The sequence below is a fragment of the Microcoleus pseudofavosus SVA1_A4 genome, from assembly GCF_036700565.1.
Classification (GTDB): Bacteria; Cyanobacteriota; Cyanobacteriia; order Cyanobacteriales; family Microcoleaceae; genus Microcoleus.
Map to the genome: position 1 here is coordinate 64399 of NZ_JAUBPE010000006.1, position 17885 is coordinate 82283.

The 17885-nt window shown below is 47.7% G+C and carries 15 protein-coding genes; 5 read left to right on the plus strand and 10 right to left on the minus strand.

Annotation, left to right across the window (positions count from 1 at the left end):
• The first annotated feature begins 139 nt into the window (after positions 1-139).
• Positions 140-307: a hypothetical protein gene (locus tag QUA02_RS04370; RefSeq protein ID WP_333025589.1), complete on the plus strand. Its 168-nt coding sequence runs from the start codon at positions 140-142 to the stop codon at positions 305-307.
• A 361-nt stretch (positions 308-668) separates the two neighbouring features.
• Here the strand turns inward: QUA02_RS04370 and QUA02_RS04375 are convergent, their stop codons facing one another.
• Positions 669-2417, minus strand: coding sequence for a hypothetical protein (locus QUA02_RS04375; RefSeq protein WP_333025591.1), 1749 nt, complete (start codon positions 2415-2417; stop codon positions 669-671).
• A 404-nt stretch (positions 2418-2821) separates the two neighbouring features.
• On the opposite strand from QUA02_RS04375, the gene QUA02_RS04380 reads away from it, so the two are divergent.
• Together QUA02_RS04380 and QUA02_RS04385 are read left to right on the plus strand one after the other, a co-directional pair.
• Positions 2822-3052 carry a hypothetical protein gene (locus tag QUA02_RS04380; protein ID WP_333025592.1) on the plus strand — a complete coding sequence of 77 codons (231 nt, stop codon included), beginning with the start codon at positions 2822-2824 and terminating at the stop codon, positions 3050-3052.
• Between the two features lie 47 nt (positions 3053-3099).
• Positions 3100-3315, plus strand: a complete 216-nt coding sequence (locus QUA02_RS04385) for a hypothetical protein (protein WP_333025691.1) — start codon at positions 3100-3102, stop codon at positions 3313-3315.
• 734 nt (positions 3316-4049) lie between these two features.
• On the opposite strand, the gene QUA02_RS04390 is transcribed toward QUA02_RS04385, so the two are convergent.
• From QUA02_RS04390 to QUA02_RS04415, 6 genes are all read right to left on the minus strand, one after another.
• Positions 4050-4448 (minus strand): MgtC/SapB family protein, encoded by a 399-nt coding sequence (locus QUA02_RS04390; protein WP_333025593.1) that lies wholly within the window; start codon positions 4446-4448, stop codon positions 4050-4052.
• A gap of 103 nt (positions 4449-4551) precedes the next feature.
• Entirely contained in the window at positions 4552-5208 is a 657-nt protein-coding gene (locus tag QUA02_RS04395; RefSeq protein WP_333025594.1) for a hypothetical protein, read from the minus strand.
• A 230-nt stretch (positions 5209-5438) separates the two neighbouring features.
• Positions 5439-6404, minus strand: a complete 966-nt coding sequence (locus QUA02_RS04400) for an N-acetylglucosamine kinase (protein WP_333025595.1) — start codon at positions 6402-6404, stop codon at positions 5439-5441.
• Positions 6405-6675: 271 nt separating this feature from the next.
• Complete coding sequence (locus QUA02_RS04405; RefSeq protein WP_333025596.1) at positions 6676-7821, minus strand: RNA-guided endonuclease InsQ/TnpB family protein; 1146 nt, start codon at positions 7819-7821, stop codon at positions 6676-6678.
• A 13-nt stretch (positions 7822-7834) separates the two neighbouring features.
• Positions 7835-8689 (minus strand): Uma2 family endonuclease, encoded by an 855-nt coding sequence (locus tag QUA02_RS04410; RefSeq protein WP_333025597.1) that lies wholly within the window; start codon positions 8687-8689, stop codon positions 7835-7837.
• A gap of 159 nt (positions 8690-8848) precedes the next feature.
• Positions 8849-9205, minus strand: a complete 357-nt coding sequence (locus QUA02_RS04415) for a zinc ribbon domain-containing protein (RefSeq protein ID WP_333025598.1) — start codon at positions 9203-9205, stop codon at positions 8849-8851.
• 218 nt (positions 9206-9423) lie between these two features.
• Here QUA02_RS04415 and QUA02_RS04420 point away from each other — a divergent pair, with 218 nt between their 5' ends.
• The gene (locus QUA02_RS04420; protein ID WP_333025600.1) at positions 9424-9750 is read left to right on the plus strand and encodes a phasin family protein; all 327 of its coding nucleotides are present in this window, start codon (positions 9424-9426) and stop codon (positions 9748-9750) included.
• Between the two features lie 259 nt (positions 9751-10009).
• Positions 10010-10597 (plus strand): FKBP-type peptidyl-prolyl cis-trans isomerase, encoded by a 588-nt coding sequence (locus QUA02_RS04425; RefSeq protein WP_333025601.1) that lies wholly within the window; start codon positions 10010-10012, stop codon positions 10595-10597.
• Positions 10598-10689: 92 nt separating this feature from the next.
• On the opposite strand, the gene dnaB is transcribed toward QUA02_RS04425, so the two are convergent.
• The 3 genes from dnaB to QUA02_RS04440 form a co-directional block, all read right to left on the minus strand.
• Complete coding sequence (dnaB, locus tag QUA02_RS04430; protein WP_333025602.1) at positions 10690-12015, minus strand: replicative DNA helicase; 1326 nt, start codon at positions 12013-12015, stop codon at positions 10690-10692.
• Between the two features lie 189 nt (positions 12016-12204).
• The gene (rplI, locus tag QUA02_RS04435) at positions 12205-12663 is read right to left on the minus strand and encodes a 50S ribosomal protein L9 (RefSeq protein WP_333025603.1); all 459 of its coding nucleotides are present in this window, start codon (positions 12661-12663) and stop codon (positions 12205-12207) included.
• A gap of 133 nt (positions 12664-12796) precedes the next feature.
• A complete protein-coding gene (locus tag QUA02_RS04440; protein ID WP_445305140.1) occupies positions 12797-17878 on the minus strand; it encodes a PAS domain-containing protein in 5082 nt (1693 codons plus the stop codon).
• Positions 17879-17885 lie beyond the last annotated feature (7 nt).

The window sequence follows — 17885 nt, forward strand, 5'->3', positions numbered from 1 at the left end:
TCTCTCAAGAATAACTAAAGCCTTCAACATCTGCTATAACAGGCTGACATCCGCGCTCAACAGCAATGATTTGCATCCTGTCTGCTGGCAATCGCTGCGCTAGATTAGCTACAGCCAACCTCAACCTTTAAAGAAAGCTATGGGATATTTGATTGGTGCGATCGTCCTCGGAATGTTAATTTGGGCTGGATTCGATATCGTGCATACCATCCGCAACTGGGAACTGAATCGCTCCGAAATCAACAAAAAAATTCAAGCTGAAATGGTCAAAGAGACATATTGCTGTCAATTTTATGATTCTGAATAACCACAGAAAGTATAAAGTATCGTTCTGACGCACCGTTTATTGGCTGGTGCGTCATATCAATCCCGGTTGCACCGGAATGATAGCCGCAGAGGACACGGCAATGCCGTTTCCCTACCGCAAAATAATCGTAGCACGAGAGATGTAACAATCGTCCGATTAATTGTAGGGAAACGGCACGGCGCCGTGTCAGACGTGGTTCTACTCCGCACGCGCCTACCGCTGTCGGTAATATTAATTCCGATGCCACCGGAAACAATATCAGTTGGGAGATTGTTAATTTGTATCGAAAATCATCCTGGCTGACGCACCCTACAAAATGAATGGAAAATGCAATTTAAAATTTTCCATTCACTATCTATTTTTATGCCTTAGCCTGAACCCAAACTGTCACCCCTTCAACCCTCAAACCTTTGCCGCGAGTGCCGCAGTATTGACCGTTAGCAGTAACAGGAGTATCACCGACATTCTGGATGTGAGCCGTATAAAATACATCGTATTTATCAGCTTCCGATCCAGTCAGCCGCACTGCAAATCCCTCAATCCGCTTGGCTTTGCCCCGGAATCCAGCTAACTCCCCTTCTTCGATCCAAGCAGTGTCGCCAACTCCTTCAACGTGAGCCATGTACTGCAAATTTAAACCGGCAACGGGAGGCTCTATTTTAATTTGAAATCCTTCCACGCGGCGGCCTTGAGCGCGTGTGCCGGCATATTCTCGATCGCTAAAAGTTCGATCGCCAATTCCTTGAATGTGCGCCAACACTTTTAAACCCACAGGCGCCGCTGGTTGGGAATTCGCAGACGGCGCGATCCAAACTTTGATGCCCTCGATCCTCAAGGCTTTGCCGCGAGTGCCGCAATATTCGCCGTTGGAGGACACGTCGGTGTCGCCGATATTCTGAATGTGAGCCGTATAAAATACGTCGTACTTATCAGCTTGCGGCCCGCTCAACCGCACTGCAAATCCTTCAATTCGTTTCGCTTGACCCCGAAAACCTGCCAATTCTCCTTCGCTGAGCCAAGGAGTATCGCCAACACTTTCGACGTGAGCCATGTACTCGACATTTAAGCCGGGAATTGGAGGATCGATATTAATCGCAAATCCTTCGACGCGGCGCCCTTGAGCTTTAGTACCCGCGTATTCTTGAGCACCGAAAGTTCGATCGCCAATTCCCTGAATGTGCGCCAAGACTTTGATTCCCAAAGTGCCCTCTACTGGCACTTGTTGAGTGCTCCGAGGCGCCCCAAAAACAATGTTCCCGGAGCCGGTTGTTTGGAGGGACTGAGGTACTTCGACGCTGGGAACGATAATCACCTCGTGCATGGGGGCCGAAGGTGCGGGGGATTCCAAAATCTGGATCTGCGGCGCAACTGCAACTTGTTTCGGCGCGACATTTCCCGACGGAATGATAATCACTTCGGGTAAGGGTTGGGCGCTGATTTTTGGTTCTGGCGCTGCTTTCAATGCGGGTTCGACTTTAGCAGGTGCTGCTTTTACCATCTCAGCAATGGTTAATTTGCCTCTGGAAATGGCGACGGCGATTTGTTTGCCAAAAGCGGCGCTGACTGTTTCTTCGAGGATGACCCACTGTTCGTCGTCTAATTTGTCTTGCTGTTCCACCAAGGCCAGCACTGCTGAAACTGGGTGTTTGCCGCTAACTAAGGATTCTGCGTCGGAATGCAGTTGAGTCGGGGTAGATTCGGAAATCGCGCGGTGCAGTTCGCGGGCTTTGGCATGAACTGATTGTAAGGGCGCGAAGTCGCTTTGTTCGCGGTGGGCGATCGCCAATACTCGATCGAGCACTTTCAAGGCTGCGTCGCGAATTTCTGCTTTACCTTGGGAAGCTGCTGCTGTCTGGACTAAGTTTTGAATGTCTTTGAGGGAAGCAATTTCCCCTGGCGCGATCGCGGATTTGTTGAGTTCGAGAGCTTGTTTTTGGACTGTGGCAAAGTTGCGGCTGTAGGCGGCGACTTCTTGCAGCAAGCTGTCGGAGGGAGGAAGGCCGGAGTCTTGCAGTTGTTTGGCTGCTTGGGAGAGGCGATCGGCTAAATTACCATAAGTTTCCGATAGTCGGGCTATTTGTTGTAGCAAATCGTTATGTGCTGCTTCCATAGGTCTTGCCGTAAATATTTAACTTGCTGATTATAGACGGTGAGCGTCTTCTGAAGGTAGAAGGCGGTAGTCATTAGTCATTAGTCATTAGTCATTAGTCATTAGTCATTAGTCAGATGTTGAAGGAAGATTTTCCAACTCTCCCACTCTCCCACTCTCCCACTCTCCCACTCTCCCACTCTCCCACTCCCCCACTCCCCCACTCCCCCCCTCACCCACTCATTCTCTCCCATCCCCCGCGCGATCGCCGTCACACCCGTGCAAATACTTAGTCACACACGGAGAGCCCGGTTGTCACGACCGACCCCTAAAAATGTCACACAAATTGAGCAATAGCCGTCACTGCGGAGTCAGTTAAAACGGTTGATACTGAGGCTACTCAAACAATAAAACCCAGAAGTGTTATGGTACTGATTCGCGACCTCGCCCAACAAGCTCTGACCCTAGGCTATCTCACTATTGAAGCCGAAAATCAACTGCGGCGGATGTTAACTACTACCAAGTATGAGCTGGAAGACTTAAATGCTTTTATGGCTCTGCAACTAGCAGCTATGTCCGGAGGAGTGAAACAAGAGTCTCGCGAGCTGAAACAATTTGAAATGTTTGGCGAGACAGCCTCTAAAACTTCCTGTTAGTAATTAGTTGGCTTTTAACACATTCCAATTTAGTAAGGAACCTTTCTATCGTGCTGATTCGTGAAGTTGTACAACAAGCTATTGTCGCTGGATATCTAAGTGTGGAAGCCGAAAATCAAATGCAGCAGATTTTTGCCTCCGCAAATTGCGATCTGGAAGATTTGAATGCTTTTATGAGCTTGCAGTTAGCTGCAATGGCGGGTCGCGTCAGACATGAGTCTTTGGAATCGATCAATTTACCCAAACTTTACGAACAAAATTAATGAGCTTTCTTCAGTCCTCGGGCTGGAGAGATATTAACTTCTATGCCAGAAAACAGACTTAGATAATAATTTGATTTTTCCTAATTGTATGTACTAATTAATTATAAAATTATTGATATTTGAGTTTCAGCGGTAGGGAGCATCAAGCGCGAGATAATTTATAGGCTGCAAGCGTCTCGCTCGCACTCCTAAAAAATGCTTTTTAATTTCCGAAAAAGATGCTCCAGATAGGTATTAATTGACATTAACTCAGATTTAAAAACTTTAGTTATACTACTTCGGAAAATTAGTGCTACTCGTGAAATTATCAGCTATCGTCTGTAGGGAAACGGCACTGCCGTGTCCGGCCGGGGGTCAGAGCGAATGAACGATAATTTACAGCGTATCCCAGGTTTAGGAAGTGCAGCTTTAGACACGGCCCAGGGTAAGTCCCTACGGGGCTCGATCGATCCGAGGTGTACTTTATAAACGTGGAATCTGCTGTATAATAAGAAAATCAATGGACTAAGACTTTTTTTAATTGGTATTAATACCAATTAAAAAAAATTTGCTATAATCCTCGATCTTATACCAATTATTGAAAACCGCAGCTCCCCACACCGGACACGGCAAGGTCTAAGTCCCTAAAGATGCTCGCCTACAATCTATAGGTCGCAAGACTTTTCATAATTGGTATTATCACCTTGAGGCGGGCTTAAAATGCTCACCCTACCAATCAAGTTGAAGGACTGAGACTATTTCCGACTCCGACGCTCTAATTCTTTAATTAGTCTCAGAACAAACAGCGACATTAAAGCGCCAATTAATGCCAGTTGCCACAACCCGCATCCTGCTGCAGTTCCTAAAGCTGCTGACACCCAAATAGCAGCAGCAGATGTAAGCCCGTGAACTTCAGCTTTGCCTATTTCCTCCTGACTTCCCCGCAGGATTTCTCCGCCTCCCAAAAACCCAACGCCTGCAGCAATGCCTTGAATTACGCGCTCTACAGCATCTCGTTCGTTTCCATTTTTACCGATCGCCAGCGGTATTAAAATAAATAGTGCAGAACCCATACTTACTAGCATATGAGTTCTCAAACCTGCTGGTTTGTGCCGCAGTTGGCGTTCCCATCCAATAATTCCCCCAACAAACATGGCTAGGCACAACCTTAACAGTATGCCTAGCCAATTATCGGGAGACCACAAGTTAGCGATCGACAATGTTTTACTGCAAATAATTAATCGGAAGATTCCAATATTAGCGCAGCACGATGTCCGATCGCAATCTCACCGCCAAATCTTGTTCCGGGCGAATCACGATCACGTCAACGCTGCGCCGCCCCAACAATACTCCAGCTAAAGCGCCGATCCCAGCGCCGCCCAATACTTCTTCAGTGGCGATCGCTTTGTCGCCGGTAATGCCTGCTAGGGCTGCTGCTGCTGCTGCACCCAATGCTGCACCTTGCGCTAATGAACCTGTGCCAGCACCTTTTTGAACTCTTTCGGTTCTGGTAATAATTCCCGAATTTCCGTCAATCCGATAGCGTTGGCGGCGGCTGACAATTAACTCTGTGGCAACAAATTGAGTACCCCTTTGATTGCCCCTTCTGACAGGTCGCAATTCCCCGACAATTTGACTGCCTGCGGGGATTAATACTCTTCCTTGAGCTGTGCGGATGTCTCGCGCTACTGTTAAAGTTAAAGGTGCAGTTTCTTCGGGGGTGACAACTATTTTGTTTTTTTCATAACTAACTGGAATGACACTGCCCGAGGGAATTCGGACGCTATCAAATTGTGAAATTCTTTGTTGAGCTTCTGCGGGAGTAGCTACCACCAGCGGCGCGCTGGTTGCAACTGTAATGCCCAGTGCGAGGATTGCTGCTGTTGCTGAACGCCATTTTTGAGAAGTAATCATATAATTTGTCTCCTTGGTTCGGTTTTTCTTTACTTAGGAACTGACTGCTGCTAAACTTGTTTTTGGTTGCGCATTCATTTGATGTTTTAATTATGGCAGGCTGGAATACAGCAAGTTAGGAAGATAAGGTAGATAATCAAGAATTTTAAAATTTGGCACAATCTAGAAAATCCTTAAGACTAGGGCGATCGGGAAGATAAGGAAGATAGTCAACAGCCATCAGCCAAAAATTAACTGTTGAGAGCGTTTAAGGCTAACAATCCAGCACCGAAAGCTGGTTCGTATCGGGGCGAAATTACCTTGGCTTTCGGGGCGATCGCACTTATTGCAGTTTCAAACCGACCCCGGCAATTTGCCTCGCCACCCCATACACCTCCGATCGTCACAATTTCAAAGTCTTCTGTTTGGTTAAATAACCCTGAAATAGCTGTTTTCGTGGCCCAGATAAATTCTGCCACAGCACTATTAATAATGTCATCAGCAACGCGATCGCCCTCTGCGGCAGCGCGATCGACAATCAGCGCTAAAGCTGCAATTTCTTTCACACCCCAACCCCGCCGATAAACAACTTCTACCAATTCCTCAAGGTTTTTTAGACCTAAATGTACTTGAAACTTTTCTGCAAGTATGGTATAGTTTCCGCGTCCATCGTAGAATTTCAAAGCAGCTTGCAAACCCCGAATTGCGATGTCATATCCGCTGCCTTCATCACCTAAAATATATCCCCAACCGCCGACTCGTTTAGTTTCCCCTTGACGGTTTTGCCCGAAAACAATCGAACCGGTTCCTGAAATCACCGCAATCCCTGAAGAATGGCCCGTGCCGCCAACAAGGGCGATCGCGCAGTCGCTGCAAACTACGATATTTTTAGGCTGCCATAATTGGCTAATTGGTAAATTATGAGTTAACTGCAAATTCTGCACGAAAAACTGCACGATTTCAATATCTTTGGGACGCCCGACGCCTGCTAATCCCAGACAAATTGCTTCTATGTTCAGATGGCGATCGACTTTGATGTTAGCGGATACAATTGCTTGTTCGATCGCCAATTGAATCGATTGTTTAGCCTTCTCAATTCCCAAGGTTTGATAATTTGATGGGCCTGCTTCGCCGCGTCCCAAAACAAGCTTGTTTTCGTCCATTAACAGACAAATAGTCTTAGTTCCGCCGCCGTCTATACCGAATACATAACTCATGCCAAAATTCTTAATTTATCTTAGTTAACTAAAATTGATTGACCTCGATCCGCCAGGGTACAAGCTCCTGGATTCATCCGTGAGGTCGCTTTCTTCAATTGTCCAATTCTTCAATCTAAAATCTAAAATTTAAAATCTAAAATCCATTGACGGCTGCGACACAATGCGGCTATGCTCAGTGCTATGGGTTGCTTTGTTCAGATGAAGCAACCGGCCTCGCCCAAAAATCTATTGACATACTCTCCGGCTTAAACGCACGGGCATTCTAGGGTCAAACAGCAATTGCAGGCATAGCCTGTCTGACATCGCCTAACCTAACCGTTGATGCCCCAACAGCTTGAATGTTCTTGGCGGCATTTTCATCCCGTCCATTAATAGATTGACAGGACGGGCAACGCCACTCTCTAACTGACAAATCTAGGCTTTCCAGAACATGACCGCAATGAGAGCAAGTCTTACTCGACGGATACCACCGCGAGATGAAAACAACTTGTTTGCCTTTCTTGTGGGCAACCCATTCAAGAATTTGCAGAAATTCACCCAATGCCAGGTCTGAGATTTGGCGACCCCAAAGACGCTGCATCCCTTTGAGATTCAGTGTCTCGAAGCACAACACATCAAATTGGTCTGTCAATTCATGTGCCATTTTCCAGAACCAATCACAGCGGCGATTTGCCACGTCCTCATACTGGCGAACCAGGTTTTTTCTAGCACGTTCTCGGTTTGCCGACCCTTTCCGTTTCTGAGAATGCTGACGACTTGCAGTTTTAATGGCGTTAATGGATTGCTTCAAAAATTGCGGGGATTCGATTTTTGTTCCATCCGAGATAGTGAGAAATGTTTTCAAACCAAAGTCAAAACCCGCGATTTTACCCGTCTTGAATTTGGCTTCAGGTTCGCTTACATCGCCAACAACCACAATCATCAACAACTCGCCTAATGCGGTTCGCTTAATGGTTAAGGTTTTGACCTTTCCCTCAATCTCTCTAGAATTCCAATACTGATACACGCGATTGCCAATTTTGACCCGGTTGCCACCGAGAAACTTAGATCCGGCTTGCTTCAGGGTGAATGACTTGTATTTCTTGACCTTTTTGAACCCGGGGGGCGAGACTCCTTTTTTCTGATGCTTGAAAAACAGTTGATATGCCTTTTCAATGCGTTGGCAGATATCTTGAACTGCTTGAGAACCTACGTTCTGCCAGAACGGGTTACGTTTTCGCAATTTGGCAATATGACTCTGAAGCTGAGCACAATTCAAGTGGTTGCCATACATCCGATAGTACCGACGATGGAGGGCAATGCAATGGTTGTAGATTACCCCGGCAGCATTAATTGACCGCTTGAGGTATCTATTCCGCTTGTGATTGTAAAGCTTGAACTTCAGAGTTTTCATGCTAATTATAGTAGCATACATGGCTACTCGTTTGTTATACATTGTCAGTGTCAATTCCGGCGGCTCGGAGTCGATCGAGCAATCGCTCTTTTTCCAGCCGTTCCCGTTCCAGTTGAGACTCAACTAAAGCAAGCTGAGTCTCAGCTTGTTCTAACTCAGACTCTACTTGCTCTAACTGAGTCTCAGCTTGTTCGGCCCGCTGTTTTTCTATTTGGGCTCGCTCCGAACCAATTAGCAGCAAATTCCCCTCCGAATCCCACCACCGCAACCAAATTTGCGTTTGATTTTGATAACTTCCTTCCCACAATCCTAGCTCTATCCCTAAAGGAGGAATAGGATAATGCCCGCGCTCGTTGGGAGTCGTTTTTTGATAGTCACCATTGGCAAACTGGTAAACCTCTAACTTGTTAGTTTGGATCTCAAAAATCCCGTAAAAATGTACGCGCATGATGCGCTCGTAAACCCAGAACTTGCCAGGTTTTTGCACTTCCCCATCGTTATTGTAAAGAGGAGTTCGGTCTCTTTCTTCAGAGCCGTCGCCGGAGGCAAATTCGAGGACAATTAACGGAGCTAAATGCTCTCGCCACAGCACATAAGAACGGCGATATTGACCGTCTATTTTCGGCGGTACATCGGGAACGTAGAACCAGTCAGGGGCTTCTGCTCCTTTTTCTGCGGGTTCGGTTTCTCGCCAGTAGATGCCGCAGTCTTGACCGATCGCATACAATCCATCGGGATGCCGCTGCTCCAAAATTGGCCCGATCGAATCTGTTAAAATTATGCTCTGAGGATGTTCTTGAAAGTTTTTCACAAAGGTTCCATCTTCCTCTGGTAATTGCGTGTGATCGGGAAAGGGTTTTGGTAAATCTTCGATGGTTGTAGAAGTCATGGGATTTTAGATTTTAGATTTTAGATTTTGGATTGAAGAATTGAAGAATTGAATCCACATATGAATCCGGGCTTGCGACCAACTTAGTTTATTTCGGTCATTTTATTTTTAACTGCTTCCGAAGGCAGATGTGTCTATTGTATGCTTTGTGCTATTGGCTTAAATGGACAGGGCAATGCTAATAACAATTAAACCCAATAAAACCAACCAAACGAGATGGCGCTGACACCAATTTTTGATTGATTGCGGCCAGCCGCCGCTGATGTAACGGCTCTTCTGCGGCACAAGCGGCTCGGCTTTGTCGTGATAAAGGGTGCATTCTTTGGCTTTGGGACGCTGCGGGTAGTTGCAGGTGTCGTCTTCGTGGTAAATACAGGTAGTGCACAGAAATTCTGCGGATGGCGATCGATAAAGGGGGATGCCCGGATGACCGAAAGCCTTGAGAGAGGTTCGGCAGTGCGGGCAGGCGATCGCTCGGGCGTCTACAGGTTGGTGACAGCGGGGGCAATCAGGCATTGACGAAAGCTAGTGATGGGGTAATGTTGTCGGTGGGCTCATTAGCGGGTTTTCCGAACGCTGATTGGCGCGATCGAACTCGCCATCAGGCGGCTGGATGCTCCAAAATAGAAAGGTAGGTCAGCGCTGATGTAACTTTAAGTTTACAGATGGTTTCGCAGCGACAGCAGCCGACCTGAGCCGATCGGGTATTACGGGGCAAACAACCGGAAAAATCTATGGATAACAATAGCAACTTACTCAAACAACTGGTAATGCTGGGCATTGGTACTACCTCTCTGGTAGCCGAGAAATTGCAGGAAGCTAGCGAGCAATGGGTCAAAGATGGCAAAATCAATCCCGAGCAAGCCAAAACCTTTGTCGATGACATGACGGAACAGCTTAAATCGGAGCAGGGCAATTGGGATACGCAGTTGCAGCGGCAACTGCGGAATATGCTGCAAGATATGGGAGTTCCCCGACAGTCCGAAATGGATGAGTTGCGCGGCAGGCTCGATCGTCTCGAACGTCAGATGCGGGATCTAGAAAATCGCAACTGGCGCTGAGTGCGATCGGCGAACCACTTCGCTGCTATCTTGTGATAAAATTGTCACCCGAAGGCACTTATGCTCGAAAAGGCACTTATGTAGAAGGCAGAAGGTAAAATTACAAACATTCTGACTTCTTTCTTTCTTTTGCCTTGAAAATTAACTGGAACAAGCCATATTTTGGCTTAAAAGTTCAGATAAAATTTGGTAGTTCTTGTTGTAAGAGGTGTCTTAGATATCTGAGATATCGCGGTTAAAAGTATCAGGAGGATTAATTTTGCGAGGAGTTCTAGTCAGCTTGGGGGTAATGCTGGTTTGCTTTGTGTTTTTGATAGTCGCTCAAATGAGCGGTTCTGGGTCCCAAGCAGTTGCCGCCGAATTGAATAATTTTTTACCCGACACTGCGATTGAGATGCGATCGGCGCAGTCTTTAAATGAAGATAGCTTGCTAGTAGCTGATGCTACTTTACCGGAGGTACCAGCTACTATCGCTGGCAATAACATGACTGAAAATACTGAGAAAACTATCACCACAGATTCTGGCCTGAAGTATGTTGAGTTGAAGCAGGGTGATGGGGCGACTCCAAAAACCGGCCAGACGGTTGTGGTGCACTACACTGGCACTTTGGAAGATGACACGAAATTTGATAGTTCGCGCGATCGCAATTCTCCTTTTCAGTTCAAAATCGGCGTGGGCCAAGTAATTAAGGGTTGGGATGAAGGTGTCGGTACAATGAAAGTTGGAGACCGCCGCAAGTTGATTATTCCCCCTGAACTCGGTTACGGTGCTCGCGGTGCGGGCGGGGTGATTCCTCCTAATGCTACGCTGATTTTTGATGTGGAATTGTTGAAAATCACTGGCTAGGTCGCTCAACGTAACTAACCGCAAAATTTTTACGGTGTTTAGAAACCCGGTTTTTTTTAAGAAACCGGGTTTTTGTGTATGTTCTGGTTGATTTACGATCGCTTTGGAGATGCCAGATTGCGGAAGGAGGTAAATTGGGCGTCAAATAATAGTTTGATGATGCCGGTGGGGCCGTTTCTGTGTTTGGTAATAATTACTTCGGCAATTCCGCGATCGGGCGAATCAGGGTTATAGTATTCATCGCGGTAGAGCATAATTACTAAATCTGCGTCTTGCTCGATCGATCCGCTTTCTCTCAAATCTGACATCATCGGCCGCTTGTTTGTCCTCGCTTCCACACCCCGACTCAACTGAGATAAAGCAATAATCGGCACGTTGAGTTCCCGGGCTAAACCTTTGAGACTTCTGGTAATTCGAGATAATTCTTGGACGCGGTTGTCGCTGCTACCTTCCATTAATTGCAGGTAATCTAGCAAGATTAATCCTAGAACTCCGCCTTGTTCTGCTTGGAGGCGACGCGCTTTCGATCGGATCTCCATAACGGTAATATTGGGAGTATCGTCAATAAATAGCGGCAGTTCTGATAAGTTACCAATGGCTGCACTGATGGGTTCCCATTCGTTTTGGCTGATTCTACCCGATCGCAACCTGTTACTTTCTATTTTGGCTTCACTCGACAAGATGCGCTGCACTAGCTGTTCTTTCGACATTTCTAGGCTAAACATGGCAACGGGCAATTTCTGCTGTCCAGCGGCGATGTGGTGGGCGATATTGGTACAAAAGGCGGTTTTACCCATCGCCGGCCTGGCTGCAACGATGATTAAATCCGATCGCTGAAAGCCTCCTGTCATAGCATCTAAGTCGTAAAAACCGCACGGAATACCGGGAAGTGTTAGGCCTTCATTGCGATTTTCTAGGTCTTGAAATGTTTGGTTTAGCGTTTCGCCGATCGACACTAAATCTTGTTGCGGACGTTCTTGAGTTATGCTAAAAATTTCTTGTTCGGCGCGGTCTAAGACTGTTTCTAGGGGTGCTGATGTCTCGTAACCTAATTGTACTATGTTGTTCCCAGCTTCGATTAATTTACGGCGCTGATATTTGTCTTCAACTAAGGCTGCATATTGGTCGATGTTGACTGCTGAAACTGTGCGATCGACTAATTGTGCTAATTTGGTTAATCCTCCCACTTGCTCTAACTGGTTGCGGTCGGTTAGCCAAGTTGTTACCGTCATTAAATCGGTAGGTTGACCCTGTAAAAATAGGCCTAATGCCGATCGATAAATGACTTGATGAGCGGTGATGGCAAAAAACTCCGGTCGCAGAATTTCTGCAATTCGGGAAATAGCTTCGGGGTCAATTAAAATCCCGCCCAAAATTGCTTCTTCTGCCTCTATATTTGTCGGCATCAAATCGCTCATTAGTCAATAGTCCTCAGTCATTAGTCCGCAGTCATTAGTTATTAGTTATTAGTCATTAGTCATTAGTCATTAGACATCTCCAATAATTCTTGTGGAACAGGCATCTTGCCTGTTCAAAACTTGCTTTTCTGGAGATGTCTATTAGTTATTAGTCCGCACAACTGATGACTGATGACTGATGACTGTTAATTACATCGGAACAACTTGAATATCAACTTCGGCGATAACTTCTGCATGAAGTTTGATTTCAGCTTTGTATGTACCAGTTTGGCGAATTTCGGGTAGGGTGATGCCGCGCCGATCGACTTCTTGACTGGTAGAGTTGAAAATCAGTTCTGCTACTTCTTGGTTGGTAACAGTACCAAAAATCGCGTCTCCTTCGCCGACTTGCTTGGAAATGATGAAAGGCCCGGCCGATTCGAGGGCGGTTTTGCGGACTTCAGCTTGCTGCTTGAGCTCTAGCTGGCGCAGTCTTTCTTCTTCACGGCGGCGCTCTGCTTGCTTGAGAATGCCCGGAGTGGCTCTAAATCCCATGCCTTGGGGTACTAGGTAGTTGCGGGCGTAGCCCGGGGCTACTTCTACTACGTCGCCAGCTTTGCCGAGTTTGCTGACATCTTTATTTAAAACTAATTGAACGCGCTTGGCCATGATCGTTGGTTGTGGGGTTTTAACTGCAACTTTTTATAATAGCGAAGTTTGAGGGGCGATCGCAAGGAACTTCGGCAACGAGCAATGTACGGGATGTAACGGATGGGCATTGCCGTGTCTAAAGCTGCACTTCCTATACGCTGTCAAAGACCGATCGCGCTACAGTAGCAACTAACTCAGTCGGATCGATCGGCTTAGTTAAGTGCTTGTCAAATCCGGCTGCCAAAACTTGGCGCTGGTTCCCTTCTCCAGCATAGGCCGTCAAGGCGATCGCCAACAACTGCCGGAACTGGGGCGCAAGCTGAGTGCGGATGCGATGGATCAGCATATATCCGTCCATTTGCGGCATTCCGATGTCGCTGACGAGCAGATCCGGTGCAGTTTGTTCGATCGACTGTAGCGCCTCAGCACCAGATGACAGGGAAATCACCTCTGCACCCGCTTCCTCAAGCACAAAAGCGACAAAATCTCGCGAGTCAGGCTCATCATCTACGACCAAAATTCTCAATCCAGCTAGCGGCAAGGATGAAAGAGCGGGACTCACAGCCGAATGACGTTCTTCCTCCTCCTGCCTTCTAGAATCATCATTTAATAGCGGTAATCTCACCGTAAACGTCGCTCCTTTACCTTCTCCAGCGCTTTCTGCAAACACCGTTCCGCCGTGAAGTTCGATCAGTTGGCGGACGATCGCCAATCCCAATCCCAAGCCGCCAAATTTGCGAGTTGTTGCGCCGTCTTCTTGTCGGAAATGGTCGAAAACATAGGGCAAAAAATCGGCAATAATACCTTTACCCGTGTCCGTGACTTGAATTTGAGCTATGCCTTCGATTTGCCCTAATCGAACTTCAACTCGACCGCCTTCGGGCGTGAATTTCACCGCGTTTGATAACAAATTCCAGACAATTTGCTGCAAGCGACTGGTATCGCCGACAACTTGACCGACATCGCGACTTAAAATAGTTTGAATTTGAATTTTTTTTGCTTGGGCTGCTAATTGCACGGTTTCCACGGCAGACGGAATAATGGTTGCCAGATTCACCGGAGCAACATTCAATCTGAGTTTCCCTTGCAGAATCCGAGACACGTCAAGCAAGTCTTCAATTAATTGAGATTGCAGTCTCGCGTTGCGCTCGATCGTCTCAAAAGCCTTGGCACTTTGAGCCGCGTTCAGCTTGTCGGCGACGAGCAGTTGCGACCAGCCTAAAATCGGATTTAAGGGCGATCGCAACTCGTGAGAAAGCACCGCCAGAAACTCGTCTTTAATCCGGTTGGCCCGCTCGGCTTCCGCGCGGGCCGTTTGTTCTAATTGCAGAACCATATCGCGCTCGGTTTCCACTTGTTTGCGCTCTGTAATGTCCATTACAGAGCCGATATAACCCTCAAATTGTCCGCTTTCGCTAAATCTGGGATCGGCCGCATCGATCGCCCAAGAATATCGGCCATCGGAGCGCTGCACGCGAAATTCCACGCGGTAAGGTTCCTGGCGTTCGTTGGCGCTCAAAAATGCTTTCTTGGCCTGTTCTCGGTCTTCTGGATGCAGCGCGTTTACCCAACCCAACCCCAAACCAGTTTCCTCAGTTTGACCTGTGAATTCATACCAGCTTTCGCTCAGAAAAGTGCAATAGCCTGTGGAATCTGTTACCCAGACCATAAAAGGAGCGTTGTTAGCCATATTGCGGAATCGTTCTTCGCTTTCTTGCAGCGCTGATAAAGCTTGTTTGCGTTCTGTGATATCCCGACAGACAATCACTCCGCCTGTGATATCGCTGCTAATATCAACTACCGGATAACCGCTGATACTTATCCAGCGATCTGCGGCATCTTCGCGGCGGACAAATACCTCTACATCATTGACATATTCACCTTTGATTGCTCTGGCTAGAGGTAGTTGAGCGTCGGGAAATAGGGTTTTTTTGTCGGCCAAAAATAGCCCGTAGGTGCTCGACCATTCCTCCCAGGATTTTTCATTCGATAGCTGACCGAATATCGCCACGGCGGCTCGGTTAAACAGCACGAACTCCCCTTGTTGGTTTGCCAAAATTAAACCGTCACCAATGCTGTCAATAATTACTTGCAGTAACTTAGTTTGTTCTTGCATGGCGACTTCTGCTCGTTTGCGATTTGTGATGTCGCTGGAGATGCCAATCAGGCCGATGACTTCTCCCGCCTGATTGCGGTAGGGAGCTTTCATTACCAGAAATGTCCGAATGCCATCGTGAGATTCTTCGAGGACTTCTGTTTTGCCGGATTCCATAATGCGCCGATCGTTTTCCGTGACTGTGACTGCAAGTTCTACTACTGGGTATAAATCCAGATCGCGACCACCAATTACTTCAGAAGCAGATTTGCCCATTATTTCCAGCGTGGCTGGATTTGCATAAATAATCCGTCCTTCTCGATCTTTGACAAAAATTGGCGTGGGCGCTGACTCGTTAATCACGTTCAAAATCGCATTCTTTTGCCGCAGTTCTTCTTCAGTGCGTTTGCGATCGCTAATATCGCTCCAATAAGCCGTAAGTCCGTCGGCCGCAGGATAGGCGCTCACTTCTATATATCTCTGGATAGACGGCGAGAACTCTTCAAACTTGACAGAAACTTGTTCGGAAACAACTCGATGAAATTCTTGATAGGCCCTTGAATTGGATTCTTTCTCGGCGGGAAATAGCTCCCAGATCGATCGACCTAACAAGTCATTTCTCGATCGAGCCAGCAGTTTTTCTGCTGTGGCATTAACGTAGGTATAGCGCCATTGTGAATCGATCACCATAAAGGCATCGGTAATACTTTCTAGAATATTGCTGACTTGCTGGGAGGCCGCTTGCAGCGCGAGTTCAGCGTTTTTGCGCTCGGTGATTACTTCGGAAAAAATTATGATCCCGCCAATCTCATTGGTGTTGGTTCGCCAAGGGTGAATTTCCCAGCGCACCCAGTCGATCGAGCCATCAGCGCGGGGAAACGCCTCTTCAGGGGACATTTCGACTGCTCCCGCCAGACAGCGCTGGTGGATTTGTCTCCAACGATCGGGCAATTCCGGAAAGATGTCGTAGTGCGATCGGCCTACAATGTTTTGAGTACCGAGCCCGTAACTTGCCAGCCAGCGGTCACTCACCAGCATATACCGCATCTGGCGGTCAAACATCGCCACCCCCGCAGGCGAATGTTTGACGAACAGCCGCAGTTGCTCGGACTGTTGCTGCAAAAGATTCTCCGACTGTTTGCGATCGCTGATTTCTTTGAAAAGTACGGCGACTTTGCGGCTGTGCGGCTCAGGAGTGCGGAACGCCGAAACCTCAAACCAGCGGTTCATGACTTCCGAGCCGTGTTCCAAGCGCACTGGCTCCCCTGTCAGCGCGACTTTGCCGTAAACCTCAAACCAATAATCTTCGAGATCGGGAAGCATCTGTCGCGCCGTTTTACCCGCAACTTGTTCGAGTCCGGTTTGTTTCAAGAAGGCCGGATTGACTTCCAAAAAGCGGTAATCGATCGGCTTTTCGTTTGCGTCAAACAGCATTTCGATGACGCAAAAGCCTTCGTCTAGGGAGTCAAACAAAGTGCGATACCGTTCCTCGGAACGGCGCAAAGCAGCAACAGCTCGTTTGCGATCGCTAATATCCACAAACGCCGCCACACAGCCGCGAACTGCGCCCTGTTCGTCAAATAACGGCACCGCATTCACCAACCAATCAAACGCCGCCCCGTCCTCGCGCACCATTTGAATTTCCACATCTCGCACTTCGACGCCCGAAGCCGCAGCCCGCTGCATTGGGAGCTCTTCTCCCGGAATTTCCTTTCCGTTGCTGAGTCGTCTAAACGGAAGGACTGCGGCTTGCTCTCCGGTTGCAGAAACATTGGTATCCGGCCCCACTGTCAGCATCAATTGAGCAAACCGGTTAGCGTGAATTACTTGACACTGCGGATCGCGGGCGATCGCAATACCGACGGGTACAGCATCAAGGATTGATTGCAGTTCGTTAACTCGCCGCTCTAGTTCCTGGTTGAGCCGTTGAATTTCTTTTTGGGTAGCTTTGCGTTCGGTAATTTCATGCACCGTTACATTCACGCCCAAAACGCGATCGTCCTCGGCCCTCAGCGGATAGAGACTCAACAGCCAATCCTGTTCTAGTTCTGGCTGTGCTGAGTTCGTCCTGCGAACTTCGAGCTGTTTGAGAGGAACTTTAGTTTCAATAACTTGTCGGTAAAGCGGCTCTAAATCATCTGCCATTTCTGGCAAGATTTCGCGCCATGTTTTGCCGATATGGGCGGCCGCTGGAACTCGGTTAATTTCTGCTAGGCGATCGTTGATGCGGACAAACCGCAACTCGGTATCGATAAAGCAAAGTCCGATCGGCGCGCTAGCATAAATCGCCTCGATTTCTGCTAGTTGTTGCTGCACAGTTTGCGCTTGTTTAATAAAAATAGCCCTCGCCGCCTTCTGCTCGGTTACATCTTGAAAATAAACGGCAAGTCCCGATGGGATCGGATAGGCTCGTACCGCATACCAAGCATTGAGCGGCGGATAAAAAGATTCAAAACTAACCGTAACTTGGAAGGTCGCAGCGCGGCGATATTCCTGCTCGAACAAACTGCCCACAGATTCGGGAAACTCTTCCCAAACGCTGTTGCCAATCACCTCTTCCGGGAGTCGATTGAGCCACCGCGCCGCTTGCGAATTGAGGTAGGTAAATCGCCAGTCTCGATCCAAAGCAAAGAACCCGTCCGAAATACTTTCGAGAGTGTCTGACAGTTGTTGGGCGGGCGCGTTACAGACTGCTTCGGGCTGAGGCTTAGCGTGGGTAAAGGTTGTAACTACCGCATAAGGAGTCGATCGATCTCCCTGAAATAAAGGTTGAGAATTGAGCGTCAACCAAATCAATTCTCCCTTTGGTTGATAAAAGCCCATGATGACATTTGAGCACGGTTGCCCGGTTTGCAGCGCCACCATCGCCGGATGCTTCTCGCCGGGAAAATCCGAGCCATCTTCACGCACAGTTTGCCACAGACTATTGATAGAAGAGCAGCCCTGCATCTGTTCTGCTGTCATCCCCAACAGATACTCGGCGTGAGAATTGCACCCCTGAATGCTGCCATCTGCCAATTGCAAAACCATCCCTACATCTGTTGGCGTTGGCGCATTTGGGTAGAGTTCTTTGTTAGAATCCATTGAAACAGAGGGGTGGATTTGGGATTGAGGTTCAGTATTGCCTAGATTTTTCATCTTCTAA

Coding starts and splice junctions, on each gene's coding strand:
- QUA02_RS04370 (WP_333025589.1), top strand. CDS start 140: ATGGGATATTTGATTGGTGCGATCGTCCTCGGAATGTTAATTTGGGCT.
- QUA02_RS04375 (WP_333025591.1), bottom strand. CDS start 2,417: ATGGAAGCAGCACATAACGATTTGCTACAACAAATAGCCCGACTATCG.
- QUA02_RS04380 (WP_333025592.1), top strand. CDS start 2,822: ATGGTACTGATTCGCGACCTCGCCCAACAAGCTCTGACCCTAGGCTAT.
- QUA02_RS04390 (WP_333025593.1), bottom strand. CDS start 4,448: ATGTTTGTTGGGGGAATTATTGGATGGGAACGCCAACTGCGGCACAAA.
- QUA02_RS04395 (WP_333025594.1), bottom strand. CDS start 5,208: ATGATTACTTCTCAAAAATGGCGTTCAGCAACAGCAGCAATCCTCGCA.
- QUA02_RS04400 (WP_333025595.1), bottom strand. CDS start 6,404: ATGAGTTATGTATTCGGTATAGACGGCGGCGGAACTAAGACTATTTGT.
- QUA02_RS04405 (WP_333025596.1), bottom strand. CDS start 7,821: ATGTATGCTACTATAATTAGCATGAAAACTCTGAAGTTCAAGCTTTAC.
- QUA02_RS04410 (WP_333025597.1), bottom strand. CDS start 8,689: ATGACTTCTACAACCATCGAAGATTTACCAAAACCCTTTCCCGATCAC.
- QUA02_RS04415 (WP_333025598.1), bottom strand. CDS start 9,205: ATGCCTGATTGCCCCCGCTGTCACCAACCTGTAGACGCCCGAGCGATC.
- QUA02_RS04420 (WP_333025600.1), top strand. CDS start 9,424: ATGGATAACAATAGCAACTTACTCAAACAACTGGTAATGCTGGGCATT.
- dnaB (WP_333025602.1), bottom strand. CDS start 12,015: ATGAGCGATTTGATGCCGACAAATATAGAGGCAGAAGAAGCAATTTTG.
- rplI (WP_333025603.1), bottom strand. CDS start 12,663: ATGGCCAAGCGCGTTCAATTAGTTTTAAATAAAGATGTCAGCAAACTC.
- QUA02_RS04440 (WP_445305140.1), bottom strand. CDS start 17,878: ATGAAAAATCTAGGCAATACTGAACCTCAATCCCAAATCCACCCCTCT.